Origin of the sequence: Luteibacter sp. CQ10 (assembly GCF_040900725.1) — a bacterium.
In the GTDB taxonomy this organism is placed as follows: Bacteria; Pseudomonadota; Gammaproteobacteria; order Xanthomonadales; family Rhodanobacteraceae; genus Luteibacter.
Map to the genome: position 1 here is coordinate 1 of NZ_JAEUYM010000025.1, position 1,506 is coordinate 1,506.

At 73.3% G+C, this 1,506-nt stretch carries 1 protein-coding gene; it reads left to right on the plus strand.

Annotation, left to right across the window (positions count from 1 at the left end):
* Window positions 1-1,506, plus strand: a 1,506-nt coding sequence (locus tag JNG39_RS21075; protein WP_368313923.1) for a beta-ketoacyl synthase N-terminal-like domain-containing protein, incomplete at both ends; no start/stop codon positions are given.

Genomic DNA, 1,506 nt, shown 5'->3' on the forward strand with positions numbered 1-1,506 from the left:
CGTGCCGCTGACCGACTATGGCGTGGATTCGGTGCTGCTGATGCAGGCGATGGCGACGATCGGCCGGCGGGTGGGCGAAACGCTGGACCCGTCGCTGCTGTTCGAACACGGCACGATCGAGGCGTTCGCGGCGTGGCTGGTGTCGCACCACGGGGCGGCGCTGTCGGCGACGGCGACGCCGGTCGCGGTATCGGCCGGCGCGCCGGTCGAGCCGGTCGCGCCGGCGGTGGCGTCCGCGGACGATCCGGCGGCGCCGCTGGCGGTGGTGGGGATGGCGTGCCGGTTTGCCGGGGCGGACGATCTGGACGGGTATTGGCGCCTGCTGCGCGAGGGTCGCAGCGCGATCGCGCCGGTGCCGACCTCGCGCTGGGCGCAGGCGCGCCCGGACGACTGGGCGGGTCTGCTGGGCGACGTGGAGCATTTCGACCCGGGGTATTTCCATTTGTCGCCGGCGGATGCGCGGGCGATGGACCGGCAGGCGCTGATTGTGCTGGAGGAGAGCGTGAAGGCGTGGCACCACGCCGGCTACGAGGCGGCGCGGCTGAAGGGCACGGCGACGGGGGTCTACCTGGGGGCGCGGGGCCAGGTGCAGGCCGATGCGGCGCGGCTGGCGGCGGCGCCGAACCCGATCCTGGCGACGGGGCAGAACTACCTGGCGTCGAACGTGTCGCGGTTCTTCGACCTGCGCGGGCCGAGCCTGGTGGTGGACACGGCCTGTTCGTCGGCGCTGGTGGGGTTGCAGATGGCGGCGCAGGCGTTGCGCGAGGGCGAGATCACGGCGGCGCTGGTGGGCGGGGTGAGCCTGCTGGGCGGGCCGGAGGCGCTGCGCATGTTCGAGCGTCGGGGCATCCTGCAGCGAGGGCAGTTCCACCTGTTCGACCGCCGGGCGCAGGGGGCGATCCTGGGCGAGGGGGTCGGGATGGTGGTGGTGAAGACGCAGGCGCAGGCACGCGCGGACGGGGACCGGATCTACGGTCTGATCCGCGCGGTGGCGGTGAACAACGACGGTCGCACGGCGGGTCCGACGGCGCCGAACGTGCAGGCGCAGAAGGAGGTGATGCGGCGCGCGCTGGCGCGGGCGGGTGTGTCGGCGGACGAGGTGAGCCACGTGGAGGTGAACGGGTCGGGTTCGGAGGTGACGGACCTGCTGGAGCTGCGGGCGATCGAGTCGGTGTACCGGCCCGCGGGTGAGGGCTGGTGCGAGCTGGGCTCGATGAAGCCGAACATCGGCCATCCGCTGTGCGCGGAGGGGATCGCCAGCCTGATCAAGGTGGTGCTGATGCTGCACCACGGCGAGCGGGTGCCGTTCCTGTCGGCGCAGGAGTCGATGGAGCACTACGACTTCGCGCGCTCGCCGTTCCGCTTCACGCGGCAGGCGCGGGCGTGGGACGACGCACCGCGGGTGGCGGCGATCAACGCGTTCGCCGACGGCGGCACGAACGCGCACGTGCTGGTGGAAGCCGCCCCGGCCGCCGATGCGACCGCACGCGTGCCGCTGGAGCCCCC